Consider the following 22,223-nt stretch of genomic DNA (forward strand, 5'->3'; position numbering starts at 1 on the left):
ACAAACCCGCTGGTTAGTTGGAGAATCTCGAGTCGCGGTACACCACGGTGCGCGCCCTCGCCACCGACGCCCGGCCGCCGCTGCGGTGCTTGGAGAATCTCCAGCACCGGACGCCGCCCTCGCCTTCGGCGCTCACATCGGGGCGCCGCACGAGCGGAGAATCTCTGGACTAATACGCGTTGGCGATGGAGCATGCCGGTGGAACGCCGAGCGCCCGCTCGTTGTACGGATTGGAGAATCCCCAACCCGGCCACCGCACACCCGCCACCCCCGACACTCAATGCTCGGCCGGGAGTGCCGGGGCCCGGAGGATACCCGCACACCTGCCACCCCTGAGACTCAATGCTCCGCCGGGAGTGCGCGGGGCCTGCCTGTGCCGTCGCAGGAGCGAGCCACCGTGCTCACGCCTGGACCGTTGGGCGCAATGAAGGGCCCCAGGGGGTGGGTCGTTGGTACCCCACACCTTTTGGGTTGCGGGGCGGGGCCGGAAGGGGGTGTTCGTCGGCGAGAGCGGTCCAGCCCGGGAAAGGGGTGGACCGCACACCCCGAGGCGCCCTGATCAACCACACAGAACGCCGACGCACTCGCACCCGACCAAGACTGATGGGGGTGGCGCCGATGCGGGTTGCGGGGAGCCCCGGCCGGGCTACGCTCGACGCGACGACGAACACCACCCACCTCAACCACAGGCCCTGACCCGCAGCCGTGCCGCAGGTGTCGGTACCGCCCCACCCTCCGACGTCACCCGCAACGACTCGGGCTCAGCGTCTGTTCGGGTCCAGCGTCTGTTCGGGTCCAGCGTCTGCTCGGGTCCAGCGTCTGCTCGGGTCCAGCCTCTACTTGGGCCCAGCATCTGCTCGGGCCCAGCATCTGTTCGGGTCCAGCCTCTACTTGGGCTCAGCGTTTGCTCGGGCCCAGCGTCTGTTCGAACTCACCCGTCCACCGCCCCGGACGCGGGACCCCCGGCATACATGCGGGGCACCGCCGGGCTCCGCAGCTGTGGACCACGCTCGTCGAAGGCTTGCGCGAAGCGGTCGAAGGCCGCGGTCAGGTGCGCGCGCATGGCCTCCTCCGCCCCGTCGGGATCGCAGCGCTCGATCGCGTCGCGGATCCGCCGGTGCTCGGCCACCGTGGCGCGTCCGTCGGCATCGGCGGCGTAGAGCCGGAACGTGTGCAGGTGGCTGTGGGTCTGCTCGTAGGCCTTGCGCACCGCTTCGTTGTCCAACGCCTCCAGGATGTGCCCGTGGAAGCACATGTCGTGGCGCACCAGCTCGTGCCGGATGTCCCCGGAACCGCCCGTCCCGGCGCCGCCGACCTCCGAACCGTCTGCCCCGGAAGCGTCCGTCCCGGAACCGTTCACCGCGGCACCGCCTGCCTCCGAACCATCCACCCCGGAGTCACCCACCCCGGTACTGCCCGCCCCCGAATCCTCCACCCCGGCACTGTCCACCCCGGAACCATCCACCCCGGAACCACCAGCCCCAGCACGGCCCACCCCGGCCCCACCCATCACCGACTCGAACGCAGTGATCTCCGCGCCCATCTTCCGCGACGGGTTGCCCAGCCGGTTCACGGCCGCCGACCGGGCGGCCCACACCTCCACCAGCAGCCGGAACTCGAACAGCTCCCGCAACTGGCGCAGGTCCAGCAGCGACGTCGTGCGGTACCCCTTGCCCGGCGACTTCACCACGAGCTGGTCGCCCTCGAGCTGCCGGACGGCCTCCCGGATCGGGGTCTGGGACACCCCGAAGTCCCGGGCCAGCGCGTCGATGTTGAGCCGCTCGCCCGGGGCGATCCGGTTCTCCAGGATCAGCGCGCGCAGCCGGTCGTAGACCTCTTCGGTGGTCCGCCTGCCCCGCGGGCCCTGTTCCTCCGGCCGCGTCATCGTCCGCCCTCATCCGTCGAGCGGCGGGGCCCGATCGCCCCGCCGCAACACCGCCTGCTTGTCGTCGGGAGTGTATCGGCGCGCCCCGCCCGCGTCGGGGTCAGGCAAGCGCACCCCGCCCGCGCCCGGGTCAGTCGGGCGCACCCCGCGCGGGCGCGGGCATCCGCAGCCCTTGCATCCCGCCGTCCACCGGTAGCGACACCCCCGTGGTCGAGCCCGACCGCGGTGAGGCCAGGTGGGCCACGGCCGCGGCGACCTCCCGCGCGTGCACGAGGCGGCCGTGGGGTTGGCGCGCCTCCAACGCCCGCCGTTCCGCCTGCGGGTCCGGTGCGGCCTCCAGCAGCCGTGCCACCCACGGGGTGTCGACGGTGCCGGGGCTGACGCAATTGACCCGCACCCCCTCGGCGAGGTGGTCGGCGGCCATGCTCCGGGTCAGCGCCAGCACCGCCCCCTTGGTTGAGGAGTACAGGGCCCTCGCGGGCAGGCCGGCCGTGGCGGCGATCGAGCAGGTGTTGACCACCGACGCCGCGGACGAACGCCGCAGGTACGGCAGGGCCGCCCGGCTCACCCTGACCGTCCCGAGCACGTTGACCTCCAGCACGGCCCGCCACTCGTCGTCGCCGTTGTCCTCCACGGTGCCGCGTGCGCCCATGCCCGCGTTGTTGACCAGGATGTCGAGCCCGCCGAGCTCTCGCGCTGCCCGGTCGACCGCTTCGCGCACCGCGGTGTCGTCGGTGACGTCGCACCGCAGCACCAGGTGGCGCGGGTCGGCGCCCTCCGGTCTCGCGTCGAGCACGGCCACGCGTGCCCCCTCGGCCGCCAGCAGGTCGGCCGTGGCCGCGCCGATGCCCGAGGCCCCGCCGGTGACCAGCGCGGTCAGTCCCCGCAGTTCGTCGCCCATGTTCCCGCCTCCCTCTCAGCCCTGCTCGAATCGTTGCCGTTGGCGGCCCAGCCCCGAGATCTCGGTCTCGACCACGTCGCCTGCGCCCAGGTACGGGAACTTCCCGGACAGCGCCACGCCCTCCGGGGTCCCGGTGAGCACCACGTCGCCCGGTTCCAGCGCCATGTACCGGCTCAGGTGGTGCACCAGCACGTCCACGCCGAAGACCATGTCCGCGGTGGTGGAGTCCTGGCGCGGCTCACCGTTGACCCAGCTGCGCATCGACAGCCGGTCCGGATCCACTTCGTCGGCCGGCACGAGCCAGGGCCCCAGCGGAGTGAACCCCGGGGCGCACTTGCCCTTGGACCACTGCCCGCCCGAGTCGTCGAGTTGGAACGTGCGCTCGGACAGGTCGTTGGCCAGCACGTATCCGGCCACGTGGTCGCGGCTCTGCCACGGCCCCTCCAGGTAGGAGGTGTGGCGGCCGATCACCACACCGAGCTCGACCTCCCAGTCGGTGGTGCGCGACCCGCGGGGGATCCGCCCGGTGTCGTAGGGGCCGGTGACGGTGTTCGGGGTCTTGAGGAAGACCACCGGCGAGGCGGGCGGTTCGGCCCCCGACTCGGCGGCGTGCGCGGCGTAGTTCATGCCGATGCACACGACCGCGGAGGGCCGCTCCACCGGCGCACCCACCCGGAGCCCGGAACAGTCGGTCTCGGGCAGGGCGTCCTCCGCCAGCGCCTGCCGCGTGCGTTCCGTACCGCCCGAGGCCAGGAACGCCCCGTCGATGCGGTCGGTCAGCGGCCGCAGGTCGTAGGTACGGCCCGGTCCGGGGCCGTTGCCGGCGCGCACCACGGGCCGTTCGGCGCCGGGTTCGCCCACTCGCAGGAATTTCACGGTCGGGCCTCCACGGGGTGGTGGGTGGTCAGGTACGACAGCAGGGCGCCGACGCCGAACTCCCACCGGGGCAGGGTCTCGGCGGGGCCGACGGTGTTGCAAAGGCTGCCCAGGTGCGGGCTGCTGATGGTGACGCGGTCGCCGTCCGCGTGGGTGAACCCCTCGCCGGGCCGGTCGCGGTCCTGCGTGGGTGCGAAGAGGGTCCCGGTGTAGAGCACGAACCCGTCGGGGTACTGGTGGTGGTCCCCGGAGGCGGCCGCGACCAGTTCCTCGAAGGGGCGGCTCAGCCGGCCGACGTGGTTCTCGCCCTCCAGCGCGAACCCGTCCCGGGCGCCCTCCACGCGCAGTCGCACCTGCTCCTCGCGCACGGAGTCGAGCGTGAAGGCGTCGTCGAACAGGCGCAGGAACGGCCCCAGGGCGCTGGAGGCGTTGTTGTCCTTGGCCATGCCCAACAGCAGGGCGCTGCGGCCCTCCACGTCGCGCAGGTTCACGTCGTTGCCCAACGTGCAGCCGCGCGGCCGTCCCCGGGAGTCCACGGCCAGCACGAGCTCGGGTTCGGGGTTGTTCCACTGCGAGAACGCCGGGATCCCCACGCGCGCCCCGTACCCGACCGAGGCCAGCACCGGCGCCTTGGTGAAGACCTCCGGGTCCGGGCCCAGCCCCACCTCCAGGTACTGCGACCACAGGCCCCGTTCGACCAGCACCTCCTTGACCGCCCGGGCCCGTGCGGAACCAGGTTCGACCCCGCCGACCGCGCCGCCCACCGCCTCGGTGACGGTGGCACGCACCTTCTCGGCGCGGGCCGGGTCCCCGGCGCAGCGTTCTTCGATGACGCGCTCGACCATGCTGTCGGCGAAGGTCACCCCGCACGCCTTGACCACCTGCAGGTCGACCGGGGCCAGCAGCCGGGCCGACCCCGGCTCGTCGGGCGCCGCGGCCAGCTCCGCCAGGCTCCAGCGCGCAGGTCCCCGCACCCGCCGCAACCGCCCCATGGCCTCCTCGGATTCCAGGAGCGCCGAGACCGTCGGTACCAGGGGGAAGAGGTCGTGCACCTCGTCGCCGCGCACCAGCACCGGGCGCGGGCCCCCGCTCTCCGGGTCCCACACCCGTCCCACGAGCAGCGCCCGGTCGGCGTCCTGGGGCAGCAGGTCAGCGGCGGCGCCCGTCCCGTGTGCGCTCATCGCCCGGCCCCTTCCCGGTGGAGGCCGGACCGGTCGGCCTGCCACCCGTCCCCGTCGGGGTACTCCCACGTGTCCAGGGACTCCGCGTGCATGCCGGCGCCGATGCCGGGGGCCTCGGGTGCCGCGTACCGCCCGCCGACCACCCGCACCGGGTCGGTGAAGTGCTCGTGCAGGTGGTCGACGAACTCGATGGAACGCCCCTCCATCGACCCGCTGACCGCCGCGTGGTCGAAGAAGGAGAAGTGCTGCACGAGTTCGCACAGCCCCACACCCCCCGCGTGCGGGCACACCGGCACCTCGAACTTCGCGGCGAGCAGCAGGTTGGCGAGGTTCTCGTTGACCCCCGCCACCCGGGTCGCGTCGATCTGCATGACGTCGATCGCCCCGGCCGCGAGCAGCTGCTTGAACACGATCCGGTTGGCGACCGCCTCACCCGTGGCGACCTTCACCGGGGCCACACCCCGGCGGATCGCCGCATGGCCGAGGATGTCGTCGGTGCTGGTGGGCTCCTCGATCCACCACGGGTCGAACTCGGCCAGCGCGCGCACCCGTTCGACCGCTTCCCCGGACTCCCACCGCTGGTTGGCGTCGACGGAGATCCGCACGTCGGGTCCGACCGCCTCCCGTGCCAGGCGCAGGCGCCGCCGGTCGTCCTCGGGGTCCCCGCCTACCTTGAGCTTGATCATGCCGAACCCGTCGGCCACCGCCTGCCGGCTCAGGCGCACGAGCTTCTCGTCGCTGTACCCCAGCCACCCCGGGGTGGTGGTGTAGGCGGGATAACCCTCCCGCCGGAGCAGGCCGATGCGTTCCTCCCGCCCCTGCTGTCCCGCGCGGAGCAGGTCCAGGGCCTCCTGCGGTGTCAGGGTGTCACGCAGGTGGGTGAAGTCGACGGCGTCGACGAGCTCCTCGGGTGCCATCCGGCTGAGCAGCAGCCACAGCGGCAGGCCCTCGCGCCGGGCCCGCAGGTCCCACAGGGCGTTGACCAGGGCCCCGCACGCCATGTGCGAGACGCCCTTCTCCGGGCCGAGCCAGCGCAACTGGGCGTCGTGCACCAGCAGGCGCGAGGCCCCGCCCAGGTCGTGGATCAGGGCGTCGGTGCTGTGCCCGGTGAGCAGCTCGCCGTAACTGCGGATCGCCGCGGCCACGACCTCGTTGCCGCGCCCGCACGTGAAGACGAGCGCCTGCCCGCTCTCGCCGTCCGAGGTCGTGACGGTGACGTGGGCGGCGGAGTAGTCGGGTGCCACGTTGACGGCGTCGGAACCGTCGAGCTGCCTTGACGTGGGAAAACGGACATCGCGTACACGGACTGAGGTGATACGGGACAACGCAGGTCCTCCCTGGTCGGGGTCGGTACGGGGTCAGAGGAAACCGAGCGCGCTCGGCAGCCAGGTACTGAGGGACGGGACGAGCACCACGAACAGCAGCACCGTCACCATCGGGACGAAGAAGGGCAGCACGCCCCTGATCACCGTGGGCACGGACTCACCGGTGACCCCGGACAGCACGAACAGCACGAGGCCGACCGGGGGAGTGAGCAGGCCGATGATCAGGGTCAGGATCACCACGACCGCGAAGTGCAGCGGGTCGATCCCGTACCCGTCGGCGATGGGGGCGAGCACGGGAACGACGATGAGGATCGCCGCCCCCGGTTCCAGGACCGCGCCGACCACGAACAGCAGCACGCAGACCAGCGCCAGGAACGCCAGCGGGTGGTCGGTCAGGCCCAGCATCAGGTCGGCCGCGGCCTGGGGTGTGCGCTCGCGGGCCAGCACCCAGCCGAACAGCGCGGCGGAGGCGATGACCAGAAGCACCGCGCCCGAGGTCTCCACGGTGCGCAGCAGCACGGTGTAGAGCGCGCGCCCGTCGATCGCCCGGGTGACGAGAGCGACCACGAACAGGTAGAGCACACCCGCGGCGGAGGCCTCGGTCGGGGTGGTGACACCGCTGAGGATGCCGCCCAGGATGATCACCGCCGCACCGGCGGCGGGCAGCGCCGCCAGCAGGGCCCGCATGCGCGCCGGCCATCCGGACCGGGGCTCACGCAGGTGCTCCTTCTTGCGCATCTGCCACCAGACCATCAGGCACAGCGCGGCGACCAGCAGCAGCGCGGGCAGGATCCCGGCCACGAACATCGCCCCCACCGACACCCCCGCGGTGGTCGCGTACAGGATCGCGGGGATGCTCGGCGGGATCAGTGGGGAGATGAGCGAGGACGCCCCGGTCACGCCCAGGGTGAAGGGCGCCGGGTACCCGCGTGCGATCATCGCCGGCGCCTGGACCCGGCCCATGGCGGCGGCGTCGGCCATCGCCGTGCCGCTCATCCAGGAGAACCCGAAGCTCGTGGCGACGTTGACGTATCCCAGGCTGCCGCGGATGTGGGCGAGGAAGGCCAGGGCGGCCGCGTAGACCCGGTCGGTCATGCCCGAGGCGTTGGCCAGGTTCCCCAGCAGGATGAACATCGGCACAGCGAGCAGGGGGAAGGTGTCCACGCCCGAGACGGTCTGCTGCACCGCGATCCGGAGCGAGGCCGTCGGGTCGAACACGACGTAGGCCAGCGAGGGCACCAGGAGCGCAAAACCGACCGGGACGCGCAGGGCCAGCAGCGCCAACAGCCCCAGTGTCATCCAGAGCAGGATCATCTCAGGCCCCTTCCTTCGCCGCGGGCCCCATGGCCCCCGGTACGTCCTCGGGGTGGCGCAGGCTGACGGCGATGTTGACCAGGCCGTGCAGGGAGGTCAGCGCGAACCCGGCCACCGCGGCGGTGTGCACCGTCCACATGGGCAGCTGCGTGGCCGGGGCGCGCAGGTCCCCGCTCATGTGCGCCAGGGACGCCGCCGCCACGGCCATCACCGCGGAGGCGGCCACCGCCACGGCCGTGGCGCCCACGTCCACGGCGACGGCGGACCGCGGCCCCAACCGGGCCACGAGCAGGTCGACCGAGATGTGCAGGCGACGCGACATCAGGTACCCGGCGCCCAGGAAGGTCAGCCACACCAGCAGGAAGCGGGCGGTCTCCTCGGTCCAGGACAACGGGGTGCCGAAGACGTAGCGCGTGGTGACCTGCAGGACGAGCAGGCCGAACACGGCCACGAGCACCGCGCACAGCCCGATGCGTTCGGCGTTGACCGCGAGGCGGTAGCCCCGGCTGCGCCGCTCGAGCCGGTCCGGGGCGTCGGCGTCTTCCTCCGGGCGGGCCATCAGCGGCGCTCCAGGGCGCTCAGGTACAGCTCGCCCCAGGAGACCTGCGGCGGCAGGTGTTCGTGCACGCGCTCGGCGAAGGCCTCCCGGTCCACCTCGTCGTTGACGGTGATGCTGCCGTCGGCCCGCCAGCGCTCGAGCGTCTCGGTCTCCTGGGCCTCGATGCAGGCGCGGGCCTGTTCGGCGCCCTCGTCCGCGGCCTCGGCGAACCGTTCGCTCTGCTCCGGCCCGAGGCGGTCGGCCAGGGTGTTGGCGGTGACCAGGTGCACGGCCTGGACGATGTGCCCGGTGAGGTTGATGTATTCCTGGACCTCGAAGAGGTTGGCCGACTCGATCGTGGGCACCGGGTTCTCCTGCGCGTCGAGGGTGCCCTGCTGCAGGGCCATGTACAGCTCGCCGAGCGCCATCGGGGTGGCGGTTCCGCCCATCGCGGCGACGTTGTCGAGGTAGAGCTGGGCGTCGGGGGTGCGCACCTTGATCCCGGCCAGGTCCTCGGGGGTGTTGATCGGTTCGTCCGAGGTCAGGTGGCGGGTGCCGTAGTACCAGTGGGAGACCGGAACGAGCGGGGTCTGTTCCTCCAGGCCCTCGAAGGCCTCCACGACCGCGGGGTCCTCGAGCGCGCCGGCGAAGTCCTCCGGGCCGTCGAGCAGGTAGGCGCCGTCGAGGATCTCCGCGGGGCGGTGCCAGGTGCCCAGGAACGAGGGGCCCGCGATCGCGGCGTCGAGACTGCCGTCGGCGACCTGTTCCAGCGATTCGGCCTCGCTACCGAGCTGCCCGGCCGGATAGGTCTCGATGGTGATGCCGCTCCCGGCGAGGGCGTCGCGCATCGCGGCCAGCCCGCACGTCTCGACGGGGTGCTGGTCCTCGTAGACGTGGGCCACGCGCAGCACGCTCCCCTCGTCGGGGGTGCACGCGGTCAGGGGCAGAGCCAGGGCGGCGCCGGTCGCCAGACAGCGGAGCAACGGGTGTGGGGGACGGTACGGGGGGTCGGGGTGCATGGGCGTCCTCCCGGGGGGCGAGGGATCAGGGGTGGTGCGGCCCCACACGGTCGGTGAGGGGGACCAGACCGTGCTCGCGGGCGAGTGCGTCCAGCGACGCCACGGTCGAGGGGGCGAGGCCGGCGCGGTCTCCGGAAGCGCGGGCGGTGTCGTGTTCGACGTCGCCGGGGGCACGGACGGCACCGTCGGCGGGGGAGGAGCCGCGGATGCGCTGTTGCAGGTCGCGGACGCGCTGTTCGGTATGGGCGCGACCGGTGAAGGCGGCGGTGTCCAGGGCGACGACCAGGTGTCCGGTGTTCATCCGCGAGGACCGGTCGGCCCAGATGTCGCGGGTGCGGTGGGCGTAGGCGGCGTCGGTGAGGGAGGCGGAGAGCGCCTCCACCAGGACCGCGACCGCGGATCCCTTCGCCCCGCCGAAGGGCAGGAGCGCGCCGTCGATCGCCTCCTCGGGGTCCTCGGTGGGCCGGCCCGCGGCGTCGACCGCCCACCCGGGCGGGATCGGCCTGCCTTCGTTTCGGGCGGCCACGACCTTGCCGTAGGCGCCGGCGCTGGTGGCCAGGTCCGCGGTCAGGTGGGGCTCGTCGGAGCTGGGGACGGTGATGCTGAGCGGGTTGGTGCCGAGCAGGGTCTCGGTGCTGCCGTGGGGCGCGACCACAGGGCCGGTCGTGGAGGTCAGGACGGCGGCCAGGCCCTCCTCGGCCAGGCGGTGCGTCCAGTGCGCTCCGGCGCCGTAGTGGGTGCTGTTCTGCACCGCGACGGCGCCGATCCCGTGGTCGCGGGCCAGGCGGGACACCCGGGTGACGGCCGCCTCCATGGCGACCTGGCCCAGGGCCCCGTCCGCGTCCAGGACCGCCACGGCCTGCGACCGGTGGGTCCAGGAAAGGGTGGGACGCGGGTTGATGCCCCCGGAACGGAGGGCGGCGTCGTACAGGGGAAGGCGGAGGAGCCCGTGCGAGTGGGTTCCCCTCCGGTCGGCCTCGACGAGGGACTGGGCGGTCAGCCGCGCCGCGTCGTCGGCCACCCCGGCCCTGACCAGGACCTGGGCGGCGAAGTCGGTGAGGAGAGTGCAGGGAAGGGGGCGTGTTTCCATCAGGCCGTCTCCGTGTCCTATAGGAACATCGGTGATCGTATATGTAGCCTGTGTCACACGACAAGGGGTGGAAAGCGCAACGGGCCCCGCACCGGTGCTTGGGTTCTAGCGGTGGGTGCGGGGCCCGTTGCGTTCCCGTGGTTCCGGGGCCGGTGGCTCAGCTGCGGCCGGTCACCTGCGAGGGGATGTCGTCCAGGTCGTCCTTGCTGGTCTCGCGGCTGATGATGAGCGCCGCCAGCGTCAGGACCGCCACGAGCACCAGGTACCCGCCGACCCACGCCAGGCCGAACGTGCCCGCCAGCCAGGTCGCGATGTAGGGCGCGAAGGACGCCCCCAGCAGGCTCGCCAGGTTGTAGGCGGCCGAGGCGCCGGTGTAGCGCACCCGGGTCGGGAACAGCTCCGGCAGCACCGAGGCCATCGGCCCGAAGGTCAGCCCCATCAGGGACAGCCCGATGATGAGGAAGGCCATCACCCCGACCGTGCCGCCGCTGCCCATCAGCGGGCCCATGACCAGGCCGAAGACGATGATGGCCACGGTCACGGTGATCAGCGTGGGGCGCCGTCCGAAGCGGTCGGCCAGCAGCCCCGAGATCGGGGTGAAGAAGGCGAAGAACAGCACGCCGATCAGCAGGAACACCAGGAACTGCGAGCGCTCGTAACCCAGGCCGGTCTCGGCGTCGGTGCCGAAGCCCAGCGAGAACACGGTCATCAGGTAGAAGAGCACGTACGTGGCGACCATGATCATCGTGCCCAGCACCACGGCGCGCCAGCTGGTGCGGAACACCTCGACCATCGGGGCCTTGGAGGTCTCACCCGAGGCCACGACCTTGGCGAAGGCCGGCGTCTCGTGCAGGCTCAGCCGCACCCACAGGCCCACGGCGATCATCACGGTCGAGAGCAGGAAGGGGATGCGCCAGCCGTAGGCGAGGAAGGCCTCGTCGCTCATGGCCTGGCTCAGCACCAGGAACACCCCGTTGGCGAGGAAGAAGCCGATGGGCGCGCCCAGCTGCGGGAACGTGCCGTAGAAACCGCGGCGCCCGGCGGGGGCGTTCTCGGTGGCCAGCAGCGCGGCCCCGCCCCACTCGCCGCCCAGGCCCAGGCCCTGGCCGAAGCGGCACAGCGCCAGCAGCAGGGGGGCCCACACGCCGATCTGCGCGTAGGTGGGCAGCAGACCGATCGCGACGGTCGCGACGCCCATTGTCAGCAGGGAGGCCACCAGGGTCGCCTTGCGGCCCACCCGGTCGCCGAAGTGGCCGAAGACCCAGGAGCCCACCGGGCGGGCCACGAACGCGATCGCGAAGGTGGCCAGCGACTGCAGGCGGGCGGCCATCATGTCGCCCTCGGGGAAGAACAGCAGGGGGAAGACCAGAACCGCTGCGGTGGCGTAGATGTAGAAGTCGTAGAACTCGATCGACGTGCCCACGAGGCTGGCGGTGAGGACCTTCCGCTTGGGGTTGGTGGGAGGGTCCTCCGGCGCGGTTTGTGGCCGGCCGGCTGCCGGTGAGGGTCGGGCGACGTCCGTCATGGGATTCTTTCCAGGTCAAAGCAGGAAACGATGCGCTGGATGCTAACCCCGGTGGACACCATGTGGAACATTTGTCTCAGGATGTGGATGCCTCGGGCGTCCGTTCCGAAGCCCCTCCGGACACACCGAAGGCGCGCACCCCCCGCACCGCAGGGGCTGCGCGCCCTCATGTCTGCTTGGTCACCCCCGGTGGTCCGGACCCGCGTTCCGGCCGTCCCCCACCGGCCCGTGTTCACCCTCCCCGGCGCAGCTGCCGCCACCACCCCCGCGGTACCTGGCCCCCGGCCACCACACGGTCGCAGCGCTCCCGCACCGCCTTGACGAGCTCCCCGTTGGGCCGGTCGCTGCGCTCCACCCAGGCCCGCGCCTGCTCCGCGTCCGCGCCCCCGCGCATCTGGCGGCGCACCAGCCGGTGCTCCCGGTCGGCGTCGGGCACCTCGACGTACCAGAGTTCCGCGTACAGCCCCCGGGCCGAGGACCACGGCTCCTCCTCGGAGGCCAGGTAGTTGCCCTCGGTCACCACCAGCCGCGTGTGCGGCAGGACCACGTGCCGAGCCGCCACCGGCTCGTGCAGGGTCCGGTCGTAGTCGGGCACGTAGACCGGGTGGCCGGTCTCCACCGTCAGCCTGCGCAGCAGCGCCGTGTACCCGTGGGCGTCGAAGGTGTCGGGGGCGCCCTTGCGGTCGCGCCGGCCCAGGCGTTCCAGCTGGGCGTTGGACAGGTGGAACCCGTCCATGGGCAGGTACCCCGCGACCCCGGGGCCCAGCTCCTGCTCGACCTGGTGGACGAGGTAGCGGGCCAGCGTGGATTTCCCGGCGGCGGGCGGCCCGGTCAGTGCCAGGACCGTGCGCCGGCCCTCGCTCGAGGGGACCAGGGACAGTGCGTGAGCGACGAGGGACTCCGGCATGGACGAAAGACTACGGCCCCGGGCACACGCGTGCGCCCGGGGCCGGTCCGCGGCGTGTGAGCCTCAGGGGACCTGGCCCACGTGGGCCAGCGCCTGGCGCACCAGGGCGCCCTGGCCGCCGGTCATGTCCTCGCGCGCGGCCTCCTCCGGGGTGAGCCACACCAGGTCCAGCGCGTCCTGGCGGGGTTGGCAGTCACCGGTGACCGGAACGACGTAGGCCATCGCCACCGCGTGCTGGCGCGGGTCGTGGAAGGGGGTGATGCCCGGGGTCGGGAAGTACTCGGCGACGGTGAACGGCTGCAGCGACGCCGGGATCCGGGGCAGGGCCACCGGCCCCAGGTCCTTCTCCAGGTGGCGCAGCAGCGCGTCGCGGATGCGCTCGTGGTAGAGCACACGCCCCGAGACCACCGACCTGTTGAAGTCCCCGCTCTCGTCGGCGCGCATGAGCAGCCCGATGTGGGTGACCATGCCCGCCTCGTCGACCCGGACGGGGACGGCCTGCACGTACAGCACGGGCATGCGCCCGCGGATGCTCTGGAGTTCCTCGGCGGAGAACCAACCCGGTTGGGTGTCGGTGGTTTCGGTCATCGGGTGCGCGGCCTTCCCGGAGCGGGAACGCCGCTCCCTCCCTTCATGGGGCGCCGGATGTGCCCTACCGCTTCTATCGCACCTGTCGGGTGCGCGCACAGTGCGGGGACCGGTCCGGAGTGTCCGAGAGAGGACAGTGAGGGAACCGTGACCGTGCGCAGCCCCATGTGTCCGAGTGGTGAGACCGGCCTGACTTGCGGGCCGGAGGACTCCCGCAACCTCTCTGGAGAGGTTACGATCTCAGGCGCGGTCGCGTAGTGGAAAGGTTACGTCCAGTGAGAGGTGGCCCAGTGGCGAAGGATGGCAGGTTCTCGAGCCCGGAGCGCTTCCGCTGCACAGGGGTGACGGTGGTACCCGTCCACGGTGAGATCGACCTGGCCACCGCCGACGCCCTGCGCGACCACCTGCTGAGCACCGCCAGGGCCTGTGGACACGACTGCTTGGTCGTGGACCTGTCCGGGATCGGCTTCTTCGACGCCAGCGGTGTGCGCGCCCTGATCGCGGTCCACCACGAACTCACCCGCCAGGGCCGCCATCTCGCCCTGGCCGAGCCCACCACGGTCACCGCGCGGGTCCTGCAGACCCTGGAACTGGAACGCGTCTTCGAGGTCTACCCCGTGGTCGAGATGGCCCACTCCCACGCCGACGGGCGCCCCGTCCACCACGTGCCCGGCGGCCGCACGGTGCCGGGCACACACTGAGCGGAGCGCCCCGGCCGAGTCAGGGCAGCACCGAGCGGCCCTGACCGGAGCCCTCGTCCTCGCCCTCGACGCGCTCCACGAACGGCGCCAGCAGATCGGGCACGGACCCCTCGGCCCAGGCCACGCCCTCGCCCAGCCCCACGTCGGTCGCGGTGTAGAGGCCTTCGCCGGCCGCGGTCGTGGCCGAGACGTCGGCCAACCCCAGCCGGCGCTGGAACGGCGAACGGGTGATGCGCCAGCCGATGACCGCCGAGCGCTCCAGCGCCACCGTGGTGCGCACCGCCATGCCGCGCCGCACCACCAGATGGCGCGGGTGCAGCCCGTGGCCCAGTCCCCGGTAGGACCCGACCGCGTACCAGAACGCCACCACGCCGAAGAGCGCCGCCGCCGCGAACCACCCCCACACCGGGGCGGCCTCCGCCGTCCCGGACGTCAGAGGCACGGCCATGACGTCGATCTCCACCGAGGACAGCGTCTCCGCCCAGGCCTCGCGCACCTGGACGTGCACCCACGTCAGGGCACCGGCCACCACCACGGCCCCCAGGGTCGCGAACCCCGCCCGGGTGAACCGGCGGCGCAGCGCCGCACGCGGGTGCACGCGAGGGGCGGGAGAGAAGGGCGAGTCGGAGGTCCGCAACAGGGTCGCGGCCAGGGCCCGGGCCCCCTTGCCGGGCATGGCCGGGGACAGGCGGCTCTTCGCGGCGGTCTTCTGCTCGTCGCCGGCCGAGAGCCCCGTGGCCACCGCCCGGATCTCGGCGCCGCCCACCGAACGCAGCACGAAGGGTTCGCGCAGGGCCACACCGTTGAGGCGGCGGCCCTCCACCGACAGGGACACGCTGGTCAACAGGCCGCGGGTCAGGCGCACGGTCCCGTCGTCCTGCCGGGCCAGCCGGTAGTCCCACCAGGTCTCCACCGCCACGGCCAGCGTCACGACCACACCCAGGAGCAGCAGGGCGAACAGCGTCAGCGGGATCAGCAGCAACAGCTGCGCCAGGATGAACGCGCCGATCTCCGCGCCGCTGGGCAGCCCGAGCCACTGCGAGAGCCACTCCCAGCCCTGGCCGCCCATCTGCGCGTTGATGCCGACCAGGGTGGCGAGCACACCGAAACCGATACCGAGCGTGGCACCGGTGGCGGGCGCGTACGCGAACCAGCGCGGGTTCAGGCGGGCCAGTTCCTCCTCGCCCTCCTCGGCGGGGGCCTCCTCGCCGCTGGAGCCCGGGGCGGGGCCGCGCTGCAACAGGTCGCGCCGCAGCTCCTCACCCTGCTCGGCGGTGACGAACTGCAGCTGCAGCTGGTCGGAGCCGCCCGCACCGGCCGACTCACCGGTGCCGACGGTGACCGTGCACAGCCCGAAGACCCGCGCGTACAGGGGCGCGGCCACGTCGACGCTGCGCACACGCTCACGCGGAATGGAGCGGTGGGCCTTGGCGATGATCCCCGAGCGCATCTCCATGCGCTCGTCGGTGACCCGGTAACGGATCCTGCGCAGCCGCAGCAGGTCCACGTAGGTCGCGCCCGCGATGAAGAGCACGGCGGCCGGCACCGGCAGCAGCGCCCACCACCAGGCCATGGGAACGAGCGCGAAGGTCACCGTCACGGCGATCGCGATGGGGATGATGACCAGCGCGCCGCCGACGGTGTTGGCCCACACGCTCAGCCGGCTCAACCCCTGCCAGTGCCCGGCCTCGGTGTCCTGGGTCTCCTCGATCTCCTCGTGCCCGCTCATGTGGCGTCCCCCGGGGTGGCCTCGGTGGTCTCGGTGAGCTGGTCCACCACCTCGGTGGCCAGCGTGTGGTCCAACCCGCTGATCTCGATCGGTCCGGCCGCCGACGCCGTGGTCACCGTGACGCTCGAGAGCCCGAAGACGCGCTGGAGCGGCCCGCGCGCGGTGTCCACGGTCTGGATGCGCGACATCGGCGCCACCCGCCACTCCTGCCACAGCCATCCGCTGGAGGTGTAGACGGCGGTGTCGGTGACCTCCCACCGGTGCACGCGGAAGCGCCATTGCGGCATGACCACGGTGACGCCCAGCCCCGCCAGACCCACGACCACCGTCACGAGCAGGAGCCAGAAACGGATCGGTTCGACGAAGACCGCCGTCACGCCCGGTACCGCCGCGGCCGCCACCGCCGTCAGCAGGGACCGGGTGGTCCACCACCAGATCGCCCGCTTGTCCACACGGTGGCGGGGTGGGCGCAGACGTAGAGCGTTGCTGATCATCGTGGCCTCGTCTCCTCTCGCTGGGGCCCCGGGGGTGGGCCGTTCATTAAAAGTGATATCACAATGCTATGCTCGAGTCATCATCCGAGCGGAGGAGGAAACCGTGCCCGACACACCGTCCGTCATCAACACCGCACCCCAGTACCGCGAACGCCAGGCCTTCGGCGCCGGCGGCGTCCCGATGTTCTTCGCCTCCCTGGCCGTCACCCTGGCCGGGGCCGCGATCGCCTTCGGCCCCCTCTACGGTCTGCCCGGTCTCTTCGTCTGGGTCGGCATCGTGGTCGCCGTCATCGGCGCGTTCCTCTTCCTCGGGCTGACCATGGTCGCCCCCAACGAGGCCCGCGTCGTGCAGCTCTTCGGCCGCTACACCGGAACCGTGCGCACCGACGGCCTGCGCTGGGTCAACCCGCTCACCGAGCGCACCAAGATCTCCACGCGCATCCGCAACCACGAGACCTCCGTCATGAAGGTCAACGACGCCTCCGGCAGCCCCATCGAGATCTCCGCCGTCGCGGTCTGGCAGGTCGAGGACACCGCCCGCGCCTCCTTCGAGGTCGACGACTTCGTCGAGTTCGTCTCCATCCAGACCGAGGCGGCCGTGCGCCACATCGCCGGCAAGTACCCCTACGACTCGCACGACGCCGCCCACGACTACTCCCTGCGCGACAACGCCGAGGCCATCACCGAGGAACTGTCCGCCGAGGTCGTGGCCCGCGTGGAGTCGGCCGGCGTGCGCGTGATCGAGACCCGCTTCACCCACCTGGCCTACGCACCCGAGATCGCCCAGGCCATGCTCCAGCGCCAGCAGGCCAGCGCCGTGGTCGCCGCCCGCCGCGAGATCGTCGAGGGCGCCGTGGGCATGGTCGACCGCGCCCTGGACATCCTCGCCGCCGACGACGTCGTGGACATGGACGAGGAACGCAAGGCCACCATGGTCAGCAACCTGCTGGTCGTCCTGTGCTCCGACCGTCCCGCCAGCCCCGTCGTCAACACCGGGACCCTCTACCAGTAGAGGCGGAGGCGCCGTGCCCGAGCGCAAGAAGGTGCTGCTGCGCCTCGACCCGGCCGTCCACGACGCCCTGGCGCGCTGGGCCGGTCAGGAACTGCGCAGTACCAACGCCCAGATCGAGTTCGTCCTGCGCCGCGCCCTCGACGAGGCCGGGCGCATGCCCAAGGACGCCGGGGACGTGCCCCGCCGCGGGCGGCCCCGCAAGCGCCGCCCCGACGATGAGGAGAGCGGCCCCGACGAGCAGAACCCGAAGGAGGAAGGGCCGTCCGAGGACCGGTGAACGCCGGGCCCGGGCGGCCCCTCCGGCCCACGGGCGCGTCAGTCGCGGTCCTTCGGTGTCTCCTCGGCTGCTGTTCCGGCCGGGGTGGCCATCGCCCGCCGGGTGGAGAGCTTGGTCAGCACGATCGCGGCCACGATCACCGCCATCACCGCGATCGGGATCGGGCGGGCCAGCCAGTCCAGGCTTCCCCCGGAGATGATCAGCGACAGCCGCAGGTTCGACTCGGCCATCGGCCCCAGGATGAGCCCGATGACCATGGGCGCCAGCGGGTAACCGCCCCGGGTGAGCACGAACCCGAGCGCCCCCGCTGCCAGGGCGATCGCCACGTCCACCAGGTTCAGCCGCAGAGCGAACGCCCCCACCAGCGACAACAGCACCACCGTCGGCCACAGCACCGTGGTCGGCGCGGCGGTGAGCCGGGGCCACAGACGGATCCCCAACAGGCCGATCGGCAGCATCGCCAGGTTCATCAGCACCAGGCCGATCATCGTGCCGTAGACCAGGTCGGGCGCGCCCTCGAAGAGCTGCGGGCCCGGCTGCAGCCCGTGCACGGTGATCGCGCCGATGAGGATCGCGGTGACACTGTCGCCGGGGATGCCCAGCACCAGCGTGGGCGCCATCGACCCCGACGTGGAGGCGCTGTTGGCCGACTCCGCCGAGGCCACACCGGCGGGCTCGCCCTTGCCGAAGCTGCCCTTGCGCGACCAGCGGCGGGTCTCGTTGTAGGCGAAGTAGGAGGCCACGTCCCCGCCGGTCCCGGGCAGCAGACCGATGAGGAAACCCATGAGCGAGGACCCGCCCGTGGCCGGGCCCAGGCGGCGCAGCCACCCGCGCCCCAGGGAGAAACTCCCCACCGGCGGGCGCTCCGCCCCGCGCCGGCGCCGGTTGCCCGCGATCTGCGTCAGCGCCTCGGAGACCCCGAACAGGCCGATGAGGACCGCGATGAAGGGGATGCCCGCCGACAGCTCGGTCGTGCCGAAGGTGAACCGCGGGAACCCCTCGATCGGGTCCATGCCCACCAGCCCGATCGCGACCCCCAGGAACCCGCTGACCAGCCCCTTGGAGAGCTTGCCCGCGCTGATGGAGGCGATGACGGCCAGCGCCAGCACCGACACCATGAAGTACTCCGGCGGGCCGAAGGTCAGCGCCACCCCCGCCAGCTGCGGGGCGAACAGCGCCAGCAGCACCGTTCCGGTCAACCCGCCCACGACCGATGCCACCAACGAGATCGACAGCGCCTGGCCCGCCTTGCCCTGGCGGGTCATCGGATAGCCGTCGATCACCGTCGCCGCGGCCGAGGGTGTGCCCGGGGCCCGCAACAGGATCGCCGGGATCGACCCCGCGTACAGGGTCCCGCCGTACACACCGACCAGGAGCATCATGCCCGGCAGGGGATCCAGGGTGAAGGTGACCGGCAGCAGCAGCGCCACCGCCATCGTGGCCGTCAGGCCCGGGAGTGCACCGACCACGATGCCGGTGCCCACACCCAGCACGATCATCAGGATCGCGTCCGGGCTGAGCACGGCGTCGAGCCCGACGAGCCATCCGCTCACAGCAGCACCGCCTCCAGCGGTCCGGTGGGCAGACGCAGCTCGAAGGCCCACATGAACAGGGCGTAGACCACGGGTGGGACCAGCACGGCCAGAAGGGCGATGCGCGACCAGCGGCGCTCACCCGAGAGGAGGGCGCCGCCCACCAGCAGCAGGGCGGCGCCGAGCACGAAACCGACCCAGCTCATCGCCCAGACCGAGACGGCACCCACCGCGAGCATCCCCAGCACCGGGAGCACCGGGCCGGGTTCCTCCTCCGGGCCGCCGTCGGCCTCCGGCGGGGGAGGGGCCGACCGGACCACCAGCGGGGCGAGCACACGGGTGGCGCCCAGCACCGCCAGGACCGCGGCCAGCAGCAGCGGCAACAGGGCCGCACCCGGGTCGCCGTCCTGTTGCCCGGCGGGGAAGGTCAGCGCGGTCGCGGCGATCGCGGCCGCCAGGGCCAGGGTCGCGCCGGCGATGCCCAGGTCGGAGCGGCGTTCAGCCGTCATCGCCGCCCCCGTCCCCGCCGAAGGCCGCGAACTCCTCGGCCATGAACGTGTCGAACTCCTGCGCGCCGCGGTACTCGACGCCGAACCCGCCGGTGTCCATGAAGTCGGTGAACTGCTCGGAGCGGGCGGCCTCGGAGAAACAGGACTCCAGCTCGTCGACGGTCTCCTGAGGGGTGCCCTCCGGCAGGGCCAGACCCCGCCAGGTCCCCAAGACCCAGTCGATGCCCTCCTCGCGCAGCGTCGGCGCCTCGGGCAGGATGTCCAGGCGTTCCTCGCCCATGACGGCCAGGCTCGTCAGCTCCCCGGACTCCACCTGCGGCAACACCTCGGCGCCCGAGACGGTGACCGCGTCGACCTGCCCTCCCAGGACCGCGGTGATGGCCGGGGCGGCCCCCTCGAAGGGCGCGTAGGTCATCTCCACACCCTCCTCGGCGGCCATGCCCTCGGCGGCGAACTCCCAGACCGAACCGGCGCCCGAAGTGCCCACGATGACCCCGTCGCCGTCGCGGGCCGCGCCGATCACCTCGTCCACGGAGGAGTAGGGGCCGTCGGAGGACACGGTGAGCGCGGAGGGGTCGAAGTTGTACTGGAGCAGGCCGCTCACGTCGTCCGGGGTGACGTCGGTGACCCCCTGGTGGGCGAGCATGGCCAGCTCCACCGAGACCACACCCACGGTCGAACCGTCCGGCGGTGCGTCGGCCGCGGTCCGGAAACCGATGGCGCCCCCGGCGCCCTCCTGGTTGCTGACCACGGTGGACACCCCGCAGGTGTCCTCGGCCGCGGCCGCCAGCTGCCGGGCGGTCTGGTCGGTGCCGCCGCCCGCCGCGTAGGGGACGATGATCTCGATCGGCCCGCCGGGCCCCGTGCCGCCCCCGTCGGCGGCCGGTCCGCACGCCGCCGCCAGCAGCACGAAGGATGCGGCCAGGGCCGGTCCGCGCACGTGCATCGCCTGCACCTCCCTCGGCCGCGGGGCGGTCCGTGTGAGCTGGATCGCACAAGATTAATATGGCGTTTCAAAAGTGGTCAATGGGTTCAGGGGGACTCACATGCCGCACACCGAGAAGGTCGGGCCCAAGGCCCTGGTCAAGGGGGTCCAGCTGCTGCAGTTGCTGGCCGACCACCCGCCCGGGCTGAGCCTGGACGCGCTGTCCGAGGGCGCCGGGATGCCCAAACCGACCGTGCACCGCCTCGTGGCGGCGCTCGCCGAGAGCGGCCTGACCCGCTACGACGCCACCGAGGGGCGCTACCGCCTCGACCACGGCGTGCTGCCCCTGGCCGGCGCCTTCCTGGAGGGGGTGGACGTGCGCCGGGTCTGCCTGCCCCACCTGCGCGAGCTCGCCGAGGCCTCGGGGGAGACCTGCCACCTCGGTGTGCGCGACGGCCTGCAGATCGTCTACATCGACAAGTGCGAGGCGCGCTGGCCCGTGCGCATGTACTCCCGGATCGGCGCCACCAACCCCCTCCACTGCACCGGGCTGGGCAAGGCCGTCCTGTCCCGGTCCGACCCCGCCCTCGTCGACGAGGTCGTCGCGGCGGGCCTGACCGCCCGCACCCCGGCCACCCTCACCGACCCCTCGGAGCTGCACGCCGAACTCGAGCGCGCCCGTACCCGGGGCTGGGCCGTCGACGACGTCGAGAACGAAGCCGGTATCCGCTGCGTGGCCGCCCCGGTCCTGGACTGGGAAGGCCAGGTCGCCGCCGCGATGAGCGTGGCCGGCCCCGCGACCCGGATGGACGACGGCGCCCTCGACCGCCTGGGCCCCCTCGTGCGCGATGCCGCGCGCGCCGCCTCCCGCGACCTCGGTGCCGGGCCCTGAGGAAATCCGGCTCGATCGTCGCGCTGGTCGCGGGCGTGCATGTGGACGAACGCCGCGCCGGCCTCGGCGGCCCCCAGAGCGGCGTCGGCGATCTGGGTGGGGGTGACCGGCAGGTGGGGGCATCGACGGGGTGTGGATCGCGCCCGTCACGGCGCTGGTGATGACGACCTTGCGAATGGTGGCCACGAGGGAACCGTCCTAGTAGAGCTTCTCGGTGTTGCCGTCCACGGCGAGGGCCTGTCCGGAGACCATCGCCGCGCCCGGGCCGGCCAGGAGGAGCGCGGTGGCCGCCACGTCGTCGGCGGTCACCAGCCGCCCGAGCGAGGCCTGGCCGGTGTAGAGCGTCTCGACCTCCTCGACCGGGCGGTCGAGCATGCGGGCCTTGTCGGCGATCACCCGCCGGATCCGGGGGCCGTCCACCGCGCCGGGGCAGATCGCGTTCACCCGGATCCCTTCCGGACCGAGCTCGGAGGCCAGGGTCCGGGTCAGGCCCACCACGGCCCACTTGGAGGCCGAGTACGCGCTCCTGCCGGCCATCCCGAGCCGGCCCGCGGCCGAGGACATGTTGACCACCGACGCGTGTTCGGAGCGGCGCAACAGGGGCAGGGCGTGTTTGACCGCGTAGAACTGGCCGTGGATGTTGACGTCGAAGGTGGCGCGCCACGCCTGCCCGTCGAGTTCGCCGACCGGGCCCGTGGGCCCCGCGACCCCGGCGTTGTTGACCAGCACGTCCAGCCCGCCGAGCTCCTCACCGGCCGAGCGCATGAGCGCGGCGACCTGGTCCTCGTCGAGGTCGCCGACTGGGCAGATCGGCCCCGGCCCGCGGGCGGTGGCCCATCTCCTTGGCCAGCGTGAGGATCCGGCGGCGCAGCCCCGGCGACACCCCGGGCCTGCCGTTCATCACGTAGGAGACCGTGGCCGTGGAAACACCGGCCGCGCGTGCCACGGCCGCCGCCGAACACGCCGACCGCAACGGCGCTGCGCTGTGGTGCACGGTCCCTCC

Annotated in this window: 23 protein-coding genes and 1 pseudogene; 4 read left to right on the top strand and 20 right to left on the bottom strand. The window is 72.5% G+C overall.

Annotation, left to right across the window (positions count from 1 at the left end):
- Positions 1 to 931: 931 nt before the first annotated feature.
- From IDM40_RS28620 to IDM40_RS11795, 12 genes are all read right to left on the bottom strand, one after another.
- Complete coding sequence (locus IDM40_RS28620; RefSeq protein ID WP_216630690.1) at positions 932 to 1,885, bottom strand: GntR family transcriptional regulator; 954 nt, start codon at positions 1,883 to 1,885, stop codon at positions 932 to 934.
- Positions 1,886 to 2,015: 130 nt separating this feature from the next.
- Positions 2,016 to 2,786 carry an SDR family NAD(P)-dependent oxidoreductase gene (locus IDM40_RS11745; protein WP_193122009.1) on the bottom strand — a complete coding sequence of 257 codons (771 nt, stop codon included), beginning with the start codon at positions 2,784 to 2,786 and terminating at the stop codon, positions 2,016 to 2,018.
- A 15-nt stretch (positions 2,787 to 2,801) separates the two neighbouring features.
- Positions 2,802 to 3,662, bottom strand: a complete 861-nt coding sequence (locus IDM40_RS11750) for a fumarylacetoacetate hydrolase family protein (RefSeq protein ID WP_193122010.1) — start codon at positions 3,660 to 3,662, stop codon at positions 2,802 to 2,804.
- Positions 3,659 to 4,843: a fumarylacetoacetate hydrolase family protein gene (locus tag IDM40_RS11755; RefSeq protein WP_193122011.1), complete on the bottom strand. Its 1,185-nt coding sequence runs from the start codon at positions 4,841 to 4,843 to the stop codon at positions 3,659 to 3,661. The genes IDM40_RS11750 and IDM40_RS11755 overlap by 4 nt, the downstream gene beginning before the upstream one ends.
- The gene (locus IDM40_RS11760; protein ID WP_328807001.1) at positions 4,840 to 6,087 is read right to left on the bottom strand and encodes an enolase C-terminal domain-like protein; all 1,248 of its coding nucleotides are present in this window, start codon (positions 6,085 to 6,087) and stop codon (positions 4,840 to 4,842) included. Before IDM40_RS11760 ends, IDM40_RS11755 begins: the two co-directional genes overlap by 4 nt.
- A 114-nt stretch (positions 6,088 to 6,201) precedes the next feature.
- Positions 6,202 to 7,482 (bottom strand): TRAP transporter large permease, encoded by a 1,281-nt coding sequence (locus IDM40_RS11765; RefSeq protein ID WP_193122013.1) that lies wholly within the window; start codon positions 7,480 to 7,482, stop codon positions 6,202 to 6,204.
- 1 nt (position 7,483) lies between these two features.
- The gene (locus IDM40_RS11770) at positions 7,484 to 8,041 is read right to left on the bottom strand and encodes a TRAP transporter small permease (protein ID WP_193122014.1); all 558 of its coding nucleotides are present in this window, start codon (positions 8,039 to 8,041) and stop codon (positions 7,484 to 7,486) included.
- Entirely contained in the window at positions 8,041 to 9,039 is a 999-nt protein-coding gene (dctP, locus tag IDM40_RS11775; RefSeq protein ID WP_193122015.1) for a TRAP transporter substrate-binding protein DctP, read from the bottom strand. The genes IDM40_RS11770 and dctP overlap by 1 nt, the downstream gene beginning before the upstream one ends.
- A 25-nt stretch (positions 9,040 to 9,064) precedes the next feature.
- Positions 9,065 to 10,129 (bottom strand): Ldh family oxidoreductase, encoded by a 1,065-nt coding sequence (locus tag IDM40_RS11780; protein ID WP_193122016.1) that lies wholly within the window; start codon positions 10,127 to 10,129, stop codon positions 9,065 to 9,067.
- Between the two features lie 157 nt (positions 10,130 to 10,286).
- Positions 10,287 to 11,654, bottom strand: a complete 1,368-nt coding sequence (locus tag IDM40_RS11785) for an MFS transporter (protein WP_193122017.1) — start codon at positions 11,652 to 11,654, stop codon at positions 10,287 to 10,289.
- A gap of 232 nt (positions 11,655 to 11,886) precedes the next feature.
- Positions 11,887 to 12,561, bottom strand: a complete 675-nt coding sequence (locus IDM40_RS11790) for a nucleoside/nucleotide kinase family protein (RefSeq protein ID WP_193122018.1) — start codon at positions 12,559 to 12,561, stop codon at positions 11,887 to 11,889.
- A 63-nt stretch (positions 12,562 to 12,624) separates the two neighbouring features.
- On the bottom strand, positions 12,625 to 13,149 hold the full coding sequence (locus tag IDM40_RS11795; protein ID WP_193122019.1) for an NUDIX hydrolase family protein: 525 nt from the start codon (positions 13,147 to 13,149) through the stop codon (positions 12,625 to 12,627).
- 341 nt (positions 13,150 to 13,490) lie between these two features.
- Between IDM40_RS11795 and IDM40_RS28115 the strand changes: the two genes are divergently transcribed.
- Complete coding sequence (locus IDM40_RS28115) at positions 13,491 to 13,850, top strand: STAS domain-containing protein (protein WP_328807002.1); 360 nt, start codon at positions 13,491 to 13,493, stop codon at positions 13,848 to 13,850.
- Positions 13,851 to 13,869: 19 nt separating this feature from the next.
- On the opposite strand, the gene IDM40_RS11805 is transcribed toward IDM40_RS28115, so the two are convergent.
- Together IDM40_RS11805 and IDM40_RS11810 are read right to left on the bottom strand one after the other, a co-directional pair.
- Positions 13,870 to 15,579, bottom strand: coding sequence for a PH domain-containing protein (locus IDM40_RS11805; protein WP_193122021.1), 1,710 nt, complete (start codon positions 15,577 to 15,579; stop codon positions 13,870 to 13,872).
- On the bottom strand, positions 15,576 to 16,073 hold the full coding sequence (locus tag IDM40_RS11810) for a PH domain-containing protein (RefSeq protein ID WP_193122022.1): 498 nt from the start codon (positions 16,071 to 16,073) through the stop codon (positions 15,576 to 15,578). Before IDM40_RS11810 ends, IDM40_RS11805 begins: the two co-directional genes overlap by 4 nt.
- A 103-nt stretch (positions 16,074 to 16,176) precedes the next feature.
- Between IDM40_RS11810 and IDM40_RS11815 the strand changes: the two genes are divergently transcribed.
- Complete coding sequence (locus IDM40_RS11815; RefSeq protein ID WP_193122023.1) at positions 16,177 to 17,085, top strand: SPFH domain-containing protein; 909 nt, start codon at positions 16,177 to 16,179, stop codon at positions 17,083 to 17,085.
- A 13-nt stretch (positions 17,086 to 17,098) separates the two neighbouring features.
- Complete coding sequence (locus tag IDM40_RS11820; protein ID WP_193122024.1) at positions 17,099 to 17,362, top strand: hypothetical protein; 264 nt, start codon at positions 17,099 to 17,101, stop codon at positions 17,360 to 17,362.
- A gap of 38 nt (positions 17,363 to 17,400) precedes the next feature.
- Here the strand turns inward: IDM40_RS11820 and IDM40_RS11825 are convergent, their stop codons facing one another.
- The 3 genes from IDM40_RS11825 to IDM40_RS11835 are packed head-to-tail and all read right to left on the bottom strand — an operon-like array spanning position 17,401 to position 20,349.
- The gene (locus IDM40_RS11825) at positions 17,401 to 18,915 is read right to left on the bottom strand and encodes a tripartite tricarboxylate transporter permease (RefSeq protein ID WP_193122025.1); all 1,515 of its coding nucleotides are present in this window, start codon (positions 18,913 to 18,915) and stop codon (positions 17,401 to 17,403) included.
- The gene (locus IDM40_RS11830; RefSeq protein WP_193122026.1) at positions 18,912 to 19,403 is read right to left on the bottom strand and encodes a tripartite tricarboxylate transporter TctB family protein; all 492 of its coding nucleotides are present in this window, start codon (positions 19,401 to 19,403) and stop codon (positions 18,912 to 18,914) included. The genes IDM40_RS11825 and IDM40_RS11830 overlap by 4 nt, the downstream gene beginning before the upstream one ends.
- Positions 19,393 to 20,349 carry a tripartite tricarboxylate transporter substrate binding protein gene (locus tag IDM40_RS11835; RefSeq protein WP_193122027.1) on the bottom strand — a complete coding sequence of 319 codons (957 nt, stop codon included), beginning with the start codon at positions 20,347 to 20,349 and terminating at the stop codon, positions 19,393 to 19,395. The genes IDM40_RS11830 and IDM40_RS11835 overlap by 11 nt, the downstream gene beginning before the upstream one ends.
- 100 nt (positions 20,350 to 20,449) lie before the next feature.
- Here IDM40_RS11835 and IDM40_RS11840 point away from each other — a divergent pair, with 100 nt between their 5' ends.
- Positions 20,450 to 21,220, top strand: a complete 771-nt coding sequence (locus IDM40_RS11840; protein ID WP_193122028.1) for an IclR family transcriptional regulator — start codon at positions 20,450 to 20,452, stop codon at positions 21,218 to 21,220.
- A gap of 20 nt (positions 21,221 to 21,240) precedes the next feature.
- Here IDM40_RS11840 and IDM40_RS28625 read toward each other — a convergent pair.
- The 3 genes and pseudogenes from IDM40_RS28625 to IDM40_RS28945 form a co-directional block, all read right to left on the bottom strand.
- A pseudogene (locus IDM40_RS28625) lies at positions 21,241 to 21,348 on the bottom strand (3-keto-5-aminohexanoate cleavage protein); the annotation flags it as partial.
- Positions 21,349 to 21,418: 70 nt separating this feature from the next.
- The gene (locus IDM40_RS11850; protein ID WP_235997533.1) at positions 21,419 to 21,985 is read right to left on the bottom strand and encodes an SDR family oxidoreductase; all 567 of its coding nucleotides are present in this window, start codon (positions 21,983 to 21,985) and stop codon (positions 21,419 to 21,421) included.
- Positions 21,969 to 22,214: a helix-turn-helix domain-containing protein gene (locus IDM40_RS28945; protein ID WP_235997558.1), complete on the bottom strand. Its 246-nt coding sequence runs from the start codon at positions 22,212 to 22,214 to the stop codon at positions 21,969 to 21,971. The genes IDM40_RS11850 and IDM40_RS28945 overlap by 17 nt, the downstream gene beginning before the upstream one ends.
- Positions 22,215 to 22,223 lie beyond the last annotated feature (9 nt).

This window comes from Nocardiopsis coralli (assembly GCF_014892575.1).
Classification (GTDB): Bacteria; Actinomycetota; Actinomycetes; order Streptosporangiales; family Streptosporangiaceae; genus Nocardiopsis; species Nocardiopsis coralli.